At 59.4% G+C, this 15,559-nt stretch carries 13 protein-coding genes and 1 pseudogene; 6 read left to right on the forward strand and 8 right to left on the reverse strand.

Annotated elements, in window-relative coordinates:
• Window positions 1-34 precede the first annotated feature (34 nt).
• The gene (locus ACF0H7_RS09035) at window positions 35-991 is read left to right on the forward strand and encodes an NAD(P)H-binding protein (protein WP_397452423.1); all 957 of its coding nucleotides are present in this window, start codon (window positions 35-37) and stop codon (window positions 989-991) included.
• 120 nt (window positions 992-1,111) lie between these two features.
• Here ACF0H7_RS09035 and ACF0H7_RS09040 read toward each other — a convergent pair whose 3' ends face one another.
• Complete coding sequence (locus ACF0H7_RS09040; protein ID WP_397452424.1) at window positions 1,112-2,644, reverse strand: MFS transporter; 1,533 nt, start codon at window positions 2,642-2,644, stop codon at window positions 1,112-1,114.
• A 173-nt stretch (window positions 2,645-2,817) separates the two neighbouring features.
• On the opposite strand from ACF0H7_RS09040, the gene ACF0H7_RS09045 reads away from it, so the two are divergent.
• Window positions 2,818-3,348: a MarR family winged helix-turn-helix transcriptional regulator gene (locus ACF0H7_RS09045; RefSeq protein ID WP_397452425.1), complete on the forward strand. Its 531-nt coding sequence runs from the start codon at window positions 2,818-2,820 to the stop codon at window positions 3,346-3,348.
• 5 nt (window positions 3,349-3,353) lie between these two features.
• Here ACF0H7_RS09045 and ACF0H7_RS09050 read toward each other — a convergent pair whose 3' ends face one another.
• Window positions 3,354-4,280 carry a DMT family transporter gene (locus ACF0H7_RS09050; RefSeq protein WP_397452426.1) on the reverse strand — a complete coding sequence of 309 codons (927 nt, stop codon included), beginning with the start codon at window positions 4,278-4,280 and terminating at the stop codon, window positions 3,354-3,356.
• 104 nt (window positions 4,281-4,384) lie between these two features.
• On the opposite strand from ACF0H7_RS09050, the gene ACF0H7_RS09055 reads away from it, so the two are divergent.
• On the forward strand, window positions 4,385-5,278 hold the full coding sequence (locus ACF0H7_RS09055) for a LysR substrate-binding domain-containing protein (RefSeq protein WP_397452427.1): 894 nt from the start codon (window positions 4,385-4,387) through the stop codon (window positions 5,276-5,278).
• Between the two features lie 8 nt (window positions 5,279-5,286).
• Here ACF0H7_RS09055 and ACF0H7_RS09060 read toward each other — a convergent pair whose 3' ends face one another.
• From ACF0H7_RS09060 to ACF0H7_RS09070, 3 genes are all read right to left on the reverse strand, one after another.
• Complete coding sequence (locus ACF0H7_RS09060) at window positions 5,287-6,705, reverse strand: short-chain fatty acid transporter (protein WP_397452428.1); 1,419 nt, start codon at window positions 6,703-6,705, stop codon at window positions 5,287-5,289.
• A gap of 312 nt (window positions 6,706-7,017) precedes the next feature.
• The gene (locus ACF0H7_RS09065) at window positions 7,018-7,674 is read right to left on the reverse strand and encodes a CoA transferase subunit B (protein WP_397452429.1); all 657 of its coding nucleotides are present in this window, start codon (window positions 7,672-7,674) and stop codon (window positions 7,018-7,020) included.
• Window positions 7,675-7,734: 60 nt separating this feature from the next.
• Window positions 7,735-8,436 (reverse strand): CoA transferase subunit A, encoded by a 702-nt coding sequence (locus tag ACF0H7_RS09070; RefSeq protein WP_397452430.1) that lies wholly within the window; start codon window positions 8,434-8,436, stop codon window positions 7,735-7,737.
• A gap of 127 nt (window positions 8,437-8,563) precedes the next feature.
• On the opposite strand from ACF0H7_RS09070, the gene ACF0H7_RS09075 reads away from it, so the two are divergent.
• The 3 genes and pseudogenes from ACF0H7_RS09075 (at window position 8,564) to ACF0H7_RS09085 (ending at window position 11,939) form a co-directional block, all read left to right on the forward strand.
• Window positions 8,564-9,466, forward strand: coding sequence for a LysR family transcriptional regulator (locus ACF0H7_RS09075; RefSeq protein ID WP_397452431.1), 903 nt, complete (start codon window positions 8,564-8,566; stop codon window positions 9,464-9,466).
• 154 nt (window positions 9,467-9,620) lie between these two features.
• A pseudogene (locus ACF0H7_RS09080) lies at window positions 9,621-10,947 on the forward strand (gluconate:H+ symporter).
• A gap of 383 nt (window positions 10,948-11,330) precedes the next feature.
• A complete protein-coding gene (locus tag ACF0H7_RS09085; protein WP_397452432.1) occupies window positions 11,331-11,939 on the forward strand; it encodes a LysE family translocator in 609 nt (202 codons plus the stop codon).
• A gap of 57 nt (window positions 11,940-11,996) precedes the next feature.
• Here ACF0H7_RS09085 and ssuE read toward each other — a convergent pair whose 3' ends face one another.
• The 3 genes from ssuE to ACF0H7_RS09100 form a co-directional block, all read right to left on the reverse strand.
• A complete protein-coding gene (gene ssuE / locus ACF0H7_RS09090; RefSeq protein ID WP_397452433.1) occupies window positions 11,997-12,578 on the reverse strand; it encodes an NADPH-dependent FMN reductase in 582 nt (193 codons plus the stop codon).
• A gap of 248 nt (window positions 12,579-12,826) precedes the next feature.
• Entirely contained in the window at window positions 12,827-13,906 is a 1,080-nt protein-coding gene (locus ACF0H7_RS09095; protein WP_397452434.1) for a polysaccharide biosynthesis/export family protein, read from the reverse strand.
• 285 nt (window positions 13,907-14,191) lie between these two features.
• The gene (locus tag ACF0H7_RS09100) at window positions 14,192-15,421 is read right to left on the reverse strand and encodes a glycosyltransferase family 4 protein (RefSeq protein WP_397452435.1); all 1,230 of its coding nucleotides are present in this window, start codon (window positions 15,419-15,421) and stop codon (window positions 14,192-14,194) included.
• Window positions 15,422-15,559: the final 138 nt, after the last annotated feature.

Below are 15,559 nucleotides of genomic sequence, written 5' to 3' on the forward strand. Positions count from 1 at the left end.
ACATGATCGCCATCACATCGGGCGAGATCCTCTCATGAGTAAAAAACCTATTGCCCTGGTCTTGGGCGCAACTGGCGGCATCGGCGGGGAAGTGGCGAGGCAGTTGTTTGTGCAGGGCTGGTCGGTGCGGGCCCTGCATCGCAACCCTGCGAGTGTTCGCTACCGTGATGTGCGCTTTGACTGGCGATGCGGAGATGCCATGCGCGGTGAAGATCTGCTGGCTGCTGCAGAAGGTGCGGCGTTAATCGTTCATGCCGTTAATCCGCCGGGCTATCGCAACTGGGAAGGCTTGGTACTGCCGATGATCGACAACAGCATCGCCGCCGCCCGCGCATCGGGCGCTCGGGTCCTGTTGCCCGGCACGGTCTACAACTACGGGCCGGATGCTTTTCCCGCGTGCGCTGAAACCTCGCCGCAGAATCCGCTGACACGCAAAGGGGGGATCAGGGTCAAGCTGGAACAACGGCTGCAAGCAGCGGCATTGACTGGCGTGCGCAGCCTGGTGGTACGTGCCGGGGATTTTTTTGGGACGCGCCACAGCAACAGCTGGTTTGCCAGCGGTCTGCTCAAGCCGGGGCAGCCGGTGAAAACCGTTCGCTACCCCGGCACACCCGGTGTCGGCCATCAATGGGCATACCTGCCGGACGTGGCGCGCACCATGATTCGGCTGCTGGAACACGAACAGCGGCTTGCGCCTTTTGCGACCTTTCATATGCGCGGTCATTGGGACCCTGACGGCACGCGGATGGTCGACACGATCCTGCGTCAGTCCGGTCAAGCCAACGTCACCCTCCGGGGTTTTCCCTGGTGGACGCTGCCGGTCATCGCCCCCTTTTCCGAGACGTTTCGCGAGCTGAAGGAGATGCGCTACCTGTGGCAGCAGCCCTTGTGCATGGACAACGCACGATTGCTTGAAGTGCTGGGAGCGGAGCCGCATACGCCGTGGGATGAGGCGGTCAGGGCCACGTTGGAGGCGATGGAGTGCGTGTAGGAAATTTTATGTTGACCCTGTAGGAGCTGCCGAAGGCTGCGATAAGGCCGGAACGGCCTTCGAGATGTCGATTGATCGCAGCCTCCGGCAGCTCCATAAAAAGGCGTGCTCAGGCTGTACTCACTTCACCGTCGCAACCCCCGCCGGCTGTTGCAGGTGATGCACCGTTGGCGCGGTGTCGGCGCTGCGCACCAACAACCAGGTGAGCAGGGCGGCGGTCAGGGCGAGGCCGCAGGCGACGAATAAAATTGCCTGATAGCCTGCGCCAAAGCTGGTCAGCGCCAATGGCCCTGATGACAGATCGCCGGCGGCGATGCTGCGGGTGAGGGCGAGTGGGTCGACCAGCGAGCCGGACAAGCCGCTGGCCACGTTGGCGCCCACCCGATGAAACAGAATCGCACCAAGCGTCGCAAAGCCGACAACGATACCGCTGAAACGCACCGTGCCCGAGATGCCAGAAGCCATGCCCGCGCGCTCGGGTGGAATGGCCGACATCGCCACTTTCGCGGTCTCGCCATTGAGAATGCCCGCGCCGGTCCCAGCCAGTAGCAGGCCGCCCACCATCGCCCGATAGTCGAAGCTTGGTGCTGTAATTCCAAGCCAGAACAAACCACCACTGATGATCAACAGGCCCAGCGTGAGCAAGGCGCGGCCACTGAACCGGTGAGTCAGGTAGCTGGCAGTAATGCGCGGCACGACGAACAGCGGCACTGCCAGTGGCAGCATCAACAGCCCGGCGTTTTGCGGGCTGTAGCCGAGAGCACTCTGGAAAAAAATCGGCAGGTAACTGAGCATGGTCAACAACGACGCGGCATACGCCAGGCCAGCGATACAGGCGCCGACATAGGTCGGATTGCGGAAGATGCTCAAGTCCATCATCGGCCGTTGCTGCCGACTTTCGACCAGCAGGAACAAGGCGAACAGCACCAGTGCGCCGACCATTTCCAACTGCACCTGACTGTTGTTCCAGCCCTGACGGTTGCCGGAAATCAGCGCCAGGGTGATCAGAAACAGGCTGCCGCTAAAGGTCACCACCCCGGGAATGTCGATGCTGCTGGCCTGCGGGTCGCGAGATTCCTTCAAGGTCCGTAGCACCAGCGCGATGATCGCAGCACCGATCGGCACGTTGATGTAAAACGCCCACTCCCAGCCAAAATGCTGGGTGATAAAGCCTCCAACCACCGGCCCCAGGGAAATCGCGATACCGATCACCGAGCCCCAGAAGGCAAAGGCGGCGGCGCGTTGCGGGCCACGAAACGAATGCGACAGAGTGGCCAAAGCCGCGCTTAACAACAGCGCAGCACCCAAGCCTTGCAGGGCGCGGGCAGCGTTAAGCGCGGCGACATTGGGTGCGGCGCCGCAGATGAGTGAGGCCAGGGTAAACAGGCTCAGGCCGATCACCAGAATACGCTTGCGACCGAAGCGATCGGCCAACGCGCCGGCCGGCATGACGAAGGAGGCGAAGGTCAGGGTGTAGGCGCTGATCACCCATTCGATGTCGGCGAAATCCGCATTGAACGAATGCGCGATGGAAGACAGCGAGACCGCGACTATATTGGAGTCCAGATTAATCATGAACGACGGTATCGAAACGCACAGCAGGATCAGAAATCGCTGTAGTCCATCGACGGGAACGTGGGTTGCTGGGTGCATGATCGGCTGCCTTTGAAGGGTAAATGGGTAGCCCCGACGATGATTGGCTGCTGCAAGAAATCAAATGCGGGTATATGCTCCTATTTAAATTTGCGGGTATATGCCTGTATTGGTCAAGCGTTTCTTTAGATCAATTGATGCAACACAGCGGTGAACAGGAGTCAGACAGTCCTATGCAAACCTCGTCAAACGACGTCGGCCCATCGATTCAACTGAGCAACGGCTTCGTGGTGCCGCGGCAAGTGATGTGCCATGCCACCAGCCTGCGCAAGGCCTCGCGGCGGATCACCCAACTGTATGACGTGGTGCTGGCCCCCTGCGGCCTGCGCTCGACCCAGCGGTCGATCATGATGCAGATCGGCCGGGGCACGACGCCGGCCATGAGTGAGCTGGCCGCCGCGCTGGTGCTCGATCGCTCGGCGTTGGCGCACAACCTCAAGCCGCTGGAGCGTGATGGTTACGTGCGGGTGGCAGTCGATCCGCAGGACAAACGCAGTCGTCTGGTGACGCTGACGGCGCAAGGAGAGAACAAACTCGCCGACTCCCAGCGGTTGTGGGAGCAGGCGCAGGTCAGCTTCGAAAGCGCCTTGGGGCCCGAGCAGGCTAATGAAATGCGTGAGTCGTTGCGCTTGATCTCGGCGGCGAGTTATCCACAGGTCCTCGAGCAGGTCGGGCGCGCAGTTCCGGCCCCAGTCCCGGCTTAAGTCCCTCAGCGTTGAGGCGCCGGTATGACGGGCATTGGCAGCTGGGCGGCAGCACGTGCGCGGCCACTCTGGACGATGTACACCCCGCCGAGGATCGCGCCGACTGCCAGCAGGTCGATGGCGTGCACCGGTTCGTCGGCGATGAACACACCGATCAGCAGGGCGACCACCGGTGGGATGTAGGTCACTGACGAGGCGGCCAACGCCCCCAGGCGTTGCACGATAAAGTAGTAAATGATGTAGGCCAGACCCGTGCCCAGCAGACCAAGACCGACCGCCAGGCCGAGAAACGCCTTGGGGCTGTCCAGCAACCGTTCAACGCCGTGCAGGTCGGTGATTGCCGCCATCATCACCAAGGCCAGGCCGAACTGGTAGGTGCACAGCGCCACCGCAGAAATCCCCAGTCCGGAAATGAAACGCTTGGCATAGACGAACGAACAGCCGACGCTCAGCGAGCCGAGCACCGTGTACAGCACGCCCTCAAGGGAAATACCGCCCACCCCGGTGGCCCATGGGCGCGCAATCAGCAGTACCCCGGCAAAACCCAGGGCGACACCTGCGGTAACCCGGCGAGTCAGCGGTTCTTCGCGCAGAAACAGCAACGCGCAGGCAAAGGTGAACAGGGGGATCGCACCACTAAGCATGCCGGCTACGCTGGACAGCAGCAGCGCCGAGCCTTTGGCGAAGGCGAAGTAGTAAATATCGGTGGCCAACAGTGCCATCACCAGAAAGTGATGGGCGTGGCGCAGGTGGCTCCAACGCAACGCGCGCGTCACCAGGGCGAAGATCAGGACCGGCAGGAAGCCAAACAGGACCCGCAGCAGGACGATCTGTAACGGCGTGATCAAGGCCACGGCCCACTTCATGTAGATGAAGTTGGTGCCCCAGATTAGGCCCAGCAGAGCGAAGGCCAGATAGGCGATGTTTTTCATGGCGGGCGGCCTGCGCAGTTAACGGAAGATAAACCGATTGTGCTGTCGCCCCTGCATCGGCTACAAATCATCATCTATGCTCAATGGAATAGAAAAACTTCACCATGAAAAGCGGACCACCCCTAAAGGCGCTGGTTTACTTCGAATCGGCCATGCGACTCAATAGTTTTTCTCTGGCTGCCAGCGAGCTGTGCGTCACCCCCGGCGCGGTTGGCCAGCAGGTTCGCAACCTCGAACAGTGGCTCGGTGTGACGCTGTTCACCCGGCATATCCGCCAGGTGCAACCGACTGAAGACGGCCTCGCCTATTGGGCGCGGATTCAACCGGCGCTGGCGCAGATCACCGACGCCAGCCAAACCCTGCGCGAGCGCCATAGCAGCAGCGTGTGGCTGACCATGCCACCCGGTCTGGCCGCTAAATGGTTTGCCCGGCGCATGTCCGGTTTCTTGCAGAGCTATCCAGCGATTGCCTTGCACTTGAGTTCATCAGTGGCGCTGGTGGACTTCGCCAGTGAGCGGGTCGATCTGGCGATTCGGCATTTCGACGGCCGCGCGCCAGAACTGGAAACTCACTTGCTGTATCAGGATCAGGCGCGGCTGTATTGCAGCCCTGGTTACGCGGTGCGGATGGGGCTGAAAACAGCGAATGATTTGCGACGGGTGACCTTGCTCCACAGTACCTTGCACCCGCATTGGGGTGATTGGCTGGCGCGCTTCAGCGATATTTCCCACGAGGAAGTGGCGGCAATGGCGGGGATTCATTTCGATCAGTCGCTGATGGCCATCGAGGCCGCGCGGCACGACCAAGGCGTGGTGTTGACCAGCCCGATGCTGACGGAAGAGGAGGTGAGTAGCGGGGTGTTGATCGAACCCTTCAGCCAGCGTTTGCTGCTGGCCAAAGGTTTCTATGTGGTTCAGCCGCTGTCCTCGACCTCACGCCCGGCGGTGCGGGCGCTCAAGGACTGGCTGATAGCCGAGGCGGCACTGACGCCGCCTTAGGCTTTTTCTTACGGCATGACCGGCGGAATGTACGCCAACGTGGTGCCCAACAGCCACAACAGGAACAGCACCAGCGGGGTGTGGATGATGAACTGCACGAACGAGAAACCGATCAGGTCACGTGCTTTCAGGCCCAGCACACCCAGCAATGGCAGCATGTAGAACGGGTTGATCAGGTTCGGCAAGGCTTCTGCCGCGTTGTAGATCTGTACCGCCCAGCCCAAGTGGTATTTCAGGTCATTGGCAACCTGCATCACGTAAGGTGCTTCGATGATCCATTTGCCGCCGCCCGACGGAATGAAGAAGCCCAATACCGCCGAATACACGCCCATCAACAGCGCATAGGTATCGTGCGAGGCGATCTGGGTGAAGAACAACGAGATATGGTGCGCCAGGGTTTGTGCGTCAGTGCCTTTGACCGTGGTCAGCAGCGCGGCGATCGAACCGTAGAGCGGGAACTGGATCAGCACGCCGGTGGTGGTCGGCACGGCGCGGGCCACCGCATCGAGGAAGCTGCGCGGGCGCCAGTGCAACAAGGCGCCGACCATGATGAACAGGAAGTTGTAGGTGTTCAGACCGGAAATCGCGGTGATCGCCGGTTTGGTCGAGAACTCGTGAAACAACCAGCCTGCAGCCAACAGCACCAGCAGAATGATCAGCAACGGGCTGTATTCCAGCCACTCACCAGGGCGCGAACGCTGTGGAATCGCCGGAATGCTGAAGCTTGGGTCGATACCACAGGCCGCTGCATCACGGGCGCTGTTCGGGCCTGGCGCGGTGGCGTAGGCGATGGCCAGCGACACCAGGATCAGCACGGCGAGGATCACGCCGGACTGCCACATGAAGATGGTTTGGGTAAACGGGATCACCCCGGTGATCGACAGAATCGACGGTGGCAGGCTGCCAGGGTTGGCTTGCAACTGCGCCGCCGAGGACGACAGCCCCAGCGCCCAGACCGCACCCAGACCGAGGTAGGCAGCGGCGCCGGCGGCACGGTAGTCCATGCGCAAATCAGTGCGACGGGCCAGCGCGCGAACCAGCAGGCCGCCGAACACCAGCGACAAGCCCCAGTTCAGCAGCGAGGCGACCATGGAAATCAGTGCGACCCAGGCCACGGCCGAGCGGCCGTTTTTCGGAATGCGGGCCAGACGGTCGATCAGTCTGACAGCAGGTGGCGAACTGGCGACCACGTAACCACCGATCACCACAAAGGCCATCTGCATGGTGAACGGAATCAGGGTCCAGAAACCATCGCCAAAGGCGTTGGCGGTGTCAGTCGGCTTGGCGCCCATGGCCATGGTGGCGATGGCAACGATAACGACGGCCAATACGGCGAATACCCACGAATCGGGGAACCAGCGTTCAGCCCAGCTTGCACAACGCAGGGCAAAGCGGGCAGAGCGGCTGTCTTCTATTACGGCGGCCATGAGTCCTACCTATCTTGAAATTATTATTGAGCGGCTAATGATTTAGCCCGTTCTTGTAAGCAGCAAAAGCGGTGGAGCTAGAAAGCAACAAGCCCCTTCAGGTTTCTGAAGAGGCAGGATGGCACAACGTGATGGCATCATTGGGTTGCAACAAAAATATTTTGCTATTTCTGAGGCGATACATAACCCCTGTAGGAGCTGCCGTAGGCTGCGATCGACTGCGAAACAGCCGTGCTCTGGAAATTATTGAAGGTTCTTCGAACCTTATCGCAGCCTTCGGCAGCTCTTACAGTGAATGTGTGCTGCACAGAATTAAAACGTCATTTCCACAACATCATCCGGCACGATCAACTTGCCGGCGGTTTTGGCGATGATTTCTTCGACGCTCACGCCCGGCGCGGTTTCGCGTAGGATGAAGGCGCCGTCGGCGATTTCCAGATACGCCAGGTCGGTCAGCACTTTGCGGATGCAACCGGCGCCGGTCAGTGGCAGGCTGCAACGCGACAGCAACTTGGACTCACCGTCCTTCGAGGCGTGGGTCATGGTGACGATGATGTTATCGGCACCGGCGACCAGGTCCATCGCACCGCCCATGCCCTTGATCAGTTTGCCCGGGATCATCCACGAGGCGATGTTGCCTTCGACGTCGACTTCGAAAGCACCGAGCACCGTCAGGTCGACATGGCCGCCACGGATCATGGCGAAGGATTCAGCGGAGGAGAAGATCGACGCGCCTTTGCGCGCGGTCACGGTCTGCTTGCCAGCATTGATCATGTCGGCGTCGATGGTTTCCTCGGTCGGAAACTCGCCCATGCCCAGCAGGCCGTTTTCCGATTGCAGCATCACGTCGATGTCGGTTGGAACATAGTTGGCCACCAGGGTCGGAATGCCGATCCCCAGGTTGACGTAGTAGCCGTCTTTCAATTCACGGGCGACGCGTTGCGCCATTTGTTCGCGGGACAATGCCATGGTCAGGATCTCTTGTTGTTCTGTGCGAGAAGAGTCGTTACGTGCAGCGCGAGACTGGCCTCAGGCTTTCTTCACGGTGCGCTGTTCGATGCGTTTCTCGAAGGTGCCCAGAATGACGCGATCGACATAAATGCCGGGGGTATGAATTTCGCTTGGCAACAGCACGCCGGGTTCGACGATTTCTTCGACTTCGACCACAGTGATCCTGCCGGCCGTGGCCACCACTGGGTTGAAATTCTGCGCCGTGTGGCGGTACACCACGTTGCCGAAATGGTCGGCTTTCCAGCCTTTGACGATGGCGAAGTCGCCGGTGATCGCTTCTTCGAGGATCACGTTACGCCCATTGAACTGGCGGGTTTCTTTGCCCTCAGCCACAGGGGTGCCGTAACCGGTCGCGGTATAAAAAGCGGGGATGCCGGCACCGCCTGCGCGCATTTTTTCAGCGAGGGTGCCTTGCGGGGTGAGTTCGACTTCCAGTTCGCCGTCCAGCAACTGACGCTCGAACAGCGCGTTTTCGCCGACGTAGGAAGCGATCATCTTACGGATCTGACGATCTTGCAGCAGGATACCCAGGCCGAAACCGTCAACGCCGCAGTTGTTGGAGACGACGGTCAAACCGGTCACGCCACGACGCTTGATTTCAGCGATGAGGTTTTCCGGGATGCCGCACAGACCGAAACCGCCCGACAGCACGGTCATGTTGTCGGTCAGCCCGTCCAGGGCTTCTTCGTACGTTGCTACTCGTTTATCGAGGCCAGCCATGAGATATCCGCCTTTTGTAGTTGTTGTCCGACAAATAGACTGTCGAATCGCGTTTGCAGCATCTTCCACTGCCTTCAGTGATTTGTTAATTTTGTTTTTCTGATGGATTGATAAATAAACTAAATATATGAACGTCAAACAACTTCGTGCTTTTTTGGCCGTGGCGCAGTGCCTGAGCTTCGCCCAGGCGGGGGAGCGCCTGCATTTGTCGCAACCGGCGCTGAGCCTGACGATCAAGGGCCTGGAAGACGATCTGGGCGGGCAACTGCTCAGCCGCACCACGCGCAGCGTCAGCCTGACCCCCGAGGGCGAGACCCTGTTGCCTCTGGCGCGGCAACTGCTGGCGGATTGGGATAACGCCGAAGAGTTGCTGCGTCAGCACTTCACGTTGCAATTGGGCAAGGTGTCGATCGCGGCGATGCCCTCGTATGCCGGCAACCTGTTGCCCGGCGCGCTGAAGCTGTTTCGTGATCGTCACCCACGGGTCAACGTCGCAGTGCATGACGTGATCAATGAGCAGGTGCTGGAAATGGTCCGGCATCGGCGGGTGGAGTTGGGCATCGGTTTTGAGCCGGAGTCCAGCAGTTCGCTGCTGTTCACCCCGTTCTATATGGACCGCTTTGTTGCCGTGGTGCCGGTGGACTCGCCCTTGGCTGCGCGGCAGGAGGTGACCTGGAGCGAGTTGTTGCAGGAAGACTTCATCGCCCTGCAACGCCCGTCCGCCGTGCGTTTGCTGCTGGAGCAAGACCTGCACACCCAGCACGGCAAACTCTCGGTGGCGTTCGAAAGCCACCAGCTGTCCACCATCGGGCGCATGGTCGCCAATGGTTTGGGCGTCAGCGCGGTGCCGTCGTTGTGCATCCAGCAAATGCGCGAACTGGGCGCGCACTGCATTGCCCTGAGCGGGCCACGAATTGAACGGCGCATTGGCTTGATGATGCTCGCCGACCACAAACTCTCGGCGGCGGCTCAGGCGTTGCGTGAGGTGTTGATTGAGTGCGCTCAGGAGCAGGCATTGGAAAAAGTCTGAGTCGAGCAGGAAAACGGCGCTCTAAAGCGGGCACTTGAGGTATCTTTGCGGCGAATTAATACCAAATGTTGCCGACTGCTGTGGTGGTCGAGAGATAAGGAGTACCGCTTTGGATGCAACGTCTGTTGCCTGGCTGGCCCATGACACCCGCCTGATGGTGTGCTGTCTGGTGGCAATTGCCACGATTATCGTACTGATCAGCGCCACCAAACTTCCGCCGTTCCTGTCGATTTTGATCGGTACCTTCATCGCCGGCGTCGGCGCCGGGTTGCCGCCGGAAGATGTGGCCAAGGCGTTTAGCAAAGGCGCGGGGGCGATCCTCGGTGAAGCCGGGATCATCATTGCCCTGGGTTCGATGCTGGGTGCCTTGATGGCCGAATCGGGTGCGGCCGACCGTATTGCCTCGACCTTGCTCGGTCTCGGCAAAGGCCGTTCGCTGCCGTGGGTCATGGCGCTGGTGGCGATGGTCATCGGCTTGCCACTGTTCTTCGAAGTCGGTCTGGTGATGATGGTGCCGATCATCTTCGTCATGGCGCGCCGCTCCAACCTGCCACTGCTGAAAATTGCGATTCCAGCACTGGCGGGCATGACCACCTTGCATGCGCTGATGCCACCCCATCCGGGGCCGTTGATTGCGGTCAGTGCTTTGCACGCCGACCTTGGCCTGACCATGTTGATGGGCTTCATCATCGCGGTTCCGGCGGTGATTCTCGCCGGACCGATCTATGGCAACTGGCTGTCGAAACGCATGCACGTCGATGAGCCGGGTGACATTGGCGCGCTGTTCACCGCCAAGGCCGAAATCAGCCGTCAGCCGAGTTTCGGCGTGTCGTTGTTGATCATCCTGTTGCCGGTGATTTTGATGCTCGGCAGCACCCTGGCCAAAGTCGCGATGGAACCGGAAAGCACCCTGGCCATCACCTTGAAGTTCCTCGGTGAACCGCTGATTGCTTTGGGGCTGGCGGTGGTCGCCAGCGGTGATTTGCCTGGGATGGGCCAACGGTATTTCCCGCGAGCACGTCGGCAATACCCTACGCAAAGGCTTGGCGCCGATTGCCGTATTGCTGCTGACCATCGGTGCCGGTGGCGGTCTCAAGCAAACGCTGCTGGACGCGGGCGTCAGCCACACCATCAGCAAAGTCGCCGAAGGCGCGCACATGCCGTACCTGCTGCTGGCCTGGCTGATTGCGGTGGCGCTGCGCCAGGCCACAGGCTCGGCGACGGTTGCCACGACCACCACCGCCGGTATCCTCGCGCCGATGATGGCGGGGCTGGCAGCGACTCAAAGTTCACTGGTGGCCCTGGCTATCGGTGCTGGCTCGGTGTTCTTCTGCCACGTCAATGACGCGGGCTTCTGGATGGTTCGTGAGTACTTTGGTCTGCAACTCAAGCAAACCATTTGGGTCTGGTCGGTGCTGCAAACCATCGTCTCGGTGGTAGGCCTGATCGGCACCCTGTTGCTGTGGCACTGGTTCGGCTGAGCCTGGTTATTCCGATGCCCCGTTCGGGGCATCGCCTTCGCGGCTAATGACTTTCGGCCGCATTCAATGCCTGTTGAACTTTCCTCACACAATTCAAGAAACGTCCTACATATCGACTGCTGGGCTTCAGATAGTCTGCTGGCCGGTGAACGATTTTCACCGAGGCTGTGATTTGTGCCCGAGTCATTGCTCTGCACTTGGCCGTCTTTGGTCAAACCCATGCTAGCCGGAGGCCTCCAGCTGGCATGGGTTTTTTATTGGTCGCAGGGCCAGACTTCCTCGAAAAAACTGTACGGCCCAAGTATTCCGTCACTGTCCGTGGGTTTTCGGTGGTGTCCGGCGTAGGGTAAGGCCCATGATTGTTTCGCTCATGGACCCGCCTCATGGTACTCACCGTTGATTTGCTGCTGGCCTTCGCCGTTTTCGCCTTCGTGACCTGCATCACCCCGGGACCAAACAACACGATGCTGTTGTCCTCGGGGGTGAACTTCGGCTTCAATCGTTCGATTCCGCACATCCTCGGCATCAGCTGTGGCTTCGGCTTCATGGTGCTTGCGGTAGGCCTCGGCCTGGGCGCGGTGTTCAAGGCTTATCCGCTGCTCTACACGGTGTTGCGGTTTGTTGGCGCGGCTTATCTGTTGTACCTGGCGTGGAAAATCTACAGCTCCGGGCCGATGTCCGATGAAGAGATCGGCAATACGCGACCGCAAAGTTACTGGGGCGCTGCGGCGTTTCAATGGGTCAACCCCAAGGCCTGGGTGATGGCGGTCGGCGCGATCAGTGCCTACACGCCGCTGGAAAACTACTTCACCAACGTGGTGATTATCGCCGCCGTCTTTGGCCTGATGTGCGCGCCCACCAGTTGCATCTGGGCCGGCTTCGGCAGTCTGTTGCGCAGCTACCTGAAAGATCCGCGCTGGTTGAAACTGTTCAACACCTTGATGGCGTTGTTGTTGGTGCTGTCGATGTATCCGTTGTTGTTTGAGCATTGATTGCGGATTTCTGCGGAAATATCGGTAGGAGCTGGCAACCCGCTCCTACAAAATTACTCACAATGCCAATTTCAAATGCCCACTCGCCACCGGCGTGCGCCCTTGCACCCGTCGCTGCAGCCCGTGATAAAAATGCTCCAGCCCTTCATGCAAGCGTTCGATGAGAATCTCGTCCAGCTCGCCGCCCCATTCGTTGTCGCTGTAGCTGATCTGCGTGTCGATGGCGAAGATGCCGTGCAGTACTTCCTGGCATTTCAGCGCCGAGAGCACCGGCTTCAGGGCGTAGTCCACGGCGAGCATGTGGGCGATGCTGCCGCCGGTGGCCAGCGGCAGGACCACTTTGCCGTGCAGCGAGCGTTCGGGCAGCAGGTCGAGCAAGGTTTTCAGCGCGCCGGAAAACGAGGCCTTGTACACCGGGGTGCCGATCAGCAGGCCGTCGGCCTGGCGTACGGCTTCGATGAAGTCGATCACTTGTGGGCTGTCGAAGCGGGCGAAGAGCAAGTCTTCGGCGTTGAAGTCGCGAATTTTCAGGGCTTTCACGTTGACACCGTGGGCTTGCAGCCAACTGCGCGCGTGTTCCAGTACGACGCCGGAGCGGGATTTCAGAGTGGGACTACCTGAGAGAGAAACGACCAGCATGCTGTATTCCTTGAGTGTCGATCAGCGACCATGCAGGTACATAGCAGCATGCGTGCCAGGCGTGGTTAATATTTTAACGAGTTGATAAATAACGGTTTTAATCATAATTTACAATTTGAGTGCTTGATTGCGAATCAACCAATCAACACGTAACTGTTGATCTACTGTTGCTGTGGCAACAGTTCCCCGGCCGCAAATCGCAGGCAAAAAAATCCCCGCACGAGGCGGGGACAAGAGAGGGTACGGCATCAATTCTTGAACGCGGCACCCGTAGCCACCACGCTGGACGTTGGCAGCAGATTGCTCAGGTAACGGTTCCAGCGGACGATATTGGCCGGGCCGACAAACACCACGTCCTGTGCCTCGAGTTCGAACTGGCGGGCCAACACATAGGACGTCGGTTTTTGCGCATCAAGGTGGTAGACCGTTGCCGCCTGGCCGCCACTGTCAGCCGCGCGAATCACGTACACCGAATTACCGTCGGCGGTTTCCGGGCTAAGACCACCGGAGTTACCCAAGGCCTCCATCAACGTCAGGCTGGTGGTGCTGAACGACAACACCTGCGGACGCACGACCTCGCCCAGGACATAGATTTTGTTCGGCGAGTTGCTGTTCAAGTGCAGGTAGTCGCCGTCTTTGAGGTAGATATTGCCCAACTGCGCGTCTTTGCGGTTCAACGCGTCGATATCGAGTACGTATTCCTTGCCGTCACGCTTGAGGGTCAAGCCCGCGAGGTTGGCATCGGTCGAGTCGAGGCCGGCGGTGCTGATGGCTTGCACCAGGCTCAGCGGCAAGTTGGTGATCGGCTGCGAACCAGAGGTTTTGAAGGCACCGGAGAGCAGCACGCGCTGGCTGTTGTAGTGCAGTACTTTGACGTCGACCTTGACCTCGGTGTACTGCGGCGCCAGGCCCAGTCTCAGTTGTTCGCGCATCTGGCTGACGGTTTTTCCGCTGGCCTGGATCCGGCCGATATACGGGAAGAACACGGTGCCGTCGGCCAGCACTTCGCGGCTGTTGGCATCCAGTAGCTGTTGAGAGCCTGGCGCTGTCAGTTCAGGGTGTTCGAACACGGTCACCAGCAGGTCATCGCCAGGCCCGATGCGGTATTCAGGTGTTTTGTAGTTCAACAGTTCTGGCGGCAACGCCTTAGGCTGATGCGAGGCGTGCATTTGTTGCACGGAGGCTGGCGTGATGGCGACCAGTTTTACTTTTGGACCGTTGGGGTTGTCTTCTTCAACTTCGCTTGGAGTCATGTGCTGCCCGGGGGCGAATGCGCAGCCTTGCAAAACCAGGCTGGACAGCAGCACCACGGCTAAGGTTAGCTTCATAGGTCTCTTCCTTTTCAAGGTGCAAGGCGCACCACAATGATTTCATTGCATCCCTTTTGGTGACGGGCACCACTGTTGATGTGTCACGCCCTCGCACACCTCCTCAACGGGCCCGGTCGTCAGAAGGATAGATGACCAATTCAGAACGCGTTTTTATTCATGAAGCCCTGAACCGGGTCTGCAGGATGATTTTTCAGCTCCAGCCCGATCGACCAGTGTTCGATGTATTCCAGATTGAACTCGACGCGTTTCTGCATCTTGTTCAGAGGTCATGAGCGTCGTCCGCTAGACGGATTTGATCGGGACTACTCGGGCGCCGTGGTCGGCGATGGACAGCGCCTGGCTGAGCATCGGCACCGGCATTTGAACCGACGCTGGTAGCGGGTAATGGGTCATCAGCGCAGCTGCCAGGCGTGCATCGACGAAGCTTTTGATTTCCCGCTCGAAGCGCTCGCTGGAAAAACGTTCGGCATTGGCGCGGCAGGCCGCAGCACTGATGTATAGCCTGGCGCTTTCAAACTCAGCGACGGCAGCGATCAGCGAGGCAACGGTTTGTTCGTGATAGAGCACGCCGGTGGGCATTGGGTGGTCGAGGCCGCAGACCGTTTCCAATGCGCCGCCCTTACCGAAAGCAATCACGGGCGTACCACAGGACTGCGCTTCCACAGGGCTGATGCCAAAGTCTTCTTCGGCGGCAAATACGAAGGCTTTGGCGTTGCGCAGATGATCGTGCAGCACACTGAACGGCTGGAAACCCAGCAGCGTCACGTTCGGTGCATTAATCGTTCGGGCTTTTTCCATTTCCGGGCCGTCGCCGATCACCACCAGGCGTTTGTCCGGCATGGCCGCGAAGGCTTCGATGATCATCGGCATGCGTTTGTACGGCACCATGCGCGACGCGGTGACGTAGTAATCCTGCTTGGCCTCTTGCAGGGTGAAACCGAGGGTATCCACCGGTGGGTAGATCACGGTGGATTCGCGGCGATAGGCCTTGGCGATACGGCCGCTGATGAAATGCGAGTTGGCGATAAAGTCGTCCACACCTGCGGCGGTGCGCTGATCCCACATACGGATGTAATGCAGGATCATGCGCGCCAGTTTGCCCTTGAGGCCCGTGCTCATCCCGGACTCCAGCAGGTACTGGTGCTGCATGTCCCAGGCGTAGCGGATGGGCGAGTGCACATAGCTGATGTGGATCTGGTCAGGGCCGCAGAGCACGCCTTTGGCCACGGCGTGGCTGCTGGAAATGATCAGGTCGTAACCCGAGAGGTCCAGTTGCTCGATAGCCAGCGGCATCAATGGCAGATACTTCTGGTAGTGAGTCTTGGCCATCGGCAGGTTTTGGATAAACGTGGTCTTGGCTTTCTTGCCGCCCAGATGAGCGCGATCCTGGTTACTGAGGAAATCGATCACGGAAAAAAGCTCGGCTTCCGGCCAGACTTTTATCAATGAAGCGAGTACGCGCTCTGCACCGGCATAGGTCACCAGCCAGTCATGGACGATTGCTATTTTCATGTCAGTCTCTTTTCTGAGCACCAGCACTACTTCAAACGCACGGGGGCGGCGTCCAGGCATTGGTGGTGATTGAGGTGTCGGCCGAGGTCAGTAACGGACACGTCCATACGGCGACATCACAGAGCACCGCACCGAAAA

The organism is Pseudomonas sp. NA-150, from assembly GCF_044336365.1.
GTDB lineage: Bacteria > Pseudomonadota > Gammaproteobacteria > Pseudomonadales > Pseudomonadaceae > Aquipseudomonas.

Bases quoted from the DNA above. Each gene is read 5' to 3' on its own strand.
- ACF0H7_RS09035 (WP_397452423.1), top strand. From the start codon at position 35: ATGAGTAAAAAACCTATTGCCCTGGTCTTGGGCGCAACTGGCGGCATC.
- ACF0H7_RS09040 (WP_397452424.1), bottom strand. From the start codon at position 2,644: ATGCACCCAGCAACCCACGTTCCCGTCGATGGACTACAGCGATTTCTG.
- ACF0H7_RS09045 (WP_397452425.1), top strand. From the start codon at position 2,818: ATGCAAACCTCGTCAAACGACGTCGGCCCATCGATTCAACTGAGCAAC.
- ACF0H7_RS09050 (WP_397452426.1), bottom strand. From the start codon at position 4,280: ATGAAAAACATCGCCTATCTGGCCTTCGCTCTGCTGGGCCTAATCTGG.
- ACF0H7_RS09055 (WP_397452427.1), top strand. From the start codon at position 4,385: ATGAAAAGCGGACCACCCCTAAAGGCGCTGGTTTACTTCGAATCGGCC.
- ACF0H7_RS09060 (WP_397452428.1), bottom strand. From the start codon at position 6,705: ATGGCCGCCGTAATAGAAGACAGCCGCTCTGCCCGCTTTGCCCTGCGT.
- ACF0H7_RS09065 (WP_397452429.1), bottom strand. From the start codon at position 7,674: ATGGCATTGTCCCGCGAACAAATGGCGCAACGCGTCGCCCGTGAATTG.
- ACF0H7_RS09070 (WP_397452430.1), bottom strand. From the start codon at position 8,436: ATGGCTGGCCTCGATAAACGAGTAGCAACGTACGAAGAAGCCCTGGAC.
- ACF0H7_RS09075 (WP_397452431.1), top strand. From the start codon at position 8,564: ATGAACGTCAAACAACTTCGTGCTTTTTTGGCCGTGGCGCAGTGCCTG.
- ACF0H7_RS09085 (WP_397452432.1), top strand. From the start codon at position 11,331: ATGGTACTCACCGTTGATTTGCTGCTGGCCTTCGCCGTTTTCGCCTTC.
- ssuE (WP_397452433.1), bottom strand. From the start codon at position 12,578: ATGCTGGTCGTTTCTCTCTCAGGTAGTCCCACTCTGAAATCCCGCTCC.
- ACF0H7_RS09095 (WP_397452434.1), bottom strand. From the start codon at position 13,906: ATGAAGCTAACCTTAGCCGTGGTGCTGCTGTCCAGCCTGGTTTTGCAA.
- ACF0H7_RS09100 (WP_397452435.1), bottom strand. From the start codon at position 15,421: ATGAAAATAGCAATCGTCCATGACTGGCTGGTGACCTATGCCGGTGCA.